The organism is Comamonas denitrificans (assembly GCF_042654745.1).
Taxonomy (GTDB): Bacteria; Pseudomonadota; Gammaproteobacteria; order Burkholderiales; family Burkholderiaceae_C; genus Comamonas; species Comamonas denitrificans.
Genome location: NZ_JBHSEY010000009.1, coordinates 1 through 328, shown reverse-complemented (window position 1 = coordinate 328; position 328 = coordinate 1). Strand labels below are relative to the sequence as shown.

General features: G+C 63.1%; 1 protein-coding gene. It reads right to left on the bottom strand.

What is annotated here, in order from left to right; genetic code table 11:
* Window positions 1–328, bottom strand: a 328-nt coding sequence (locus tag ACFO24_RS01925; RefSeq protein ID WP_377736521.1) for a transposase, incomplete at both ends; no start/stop codon positions are given.

Genomic DNA, 328 nt, shown 5'->3' with positions numbered 1-328 from the left:
CCGCTCCAGCGCAGCGCGGTCGTGGGCTTCGATGCAGACACCGGCGTCCACCGAGAAGCCGCTGTGTTTGTAGCCCAGCATGTCTTTGGCGTCACAGTACTCCAGCAGGCCCCGAGCAACGAAGGCGCGCAGGATGCGCTTTTGCAGTGTGGTCTGCACTTGTGCCACGGGTGTCGCATCGATGCCGGTGGCAGGGTGGAATACGACACCTGACGCAGAGACTTGCATTGCGGCATCAGCGCTGCCCTCGCCTGCCACCTCCTCAAACACCCCGTCCACCACACAGACGTGGAAGTGGACGTGTTCGTTCAGGCTGGAGCCGAACCTG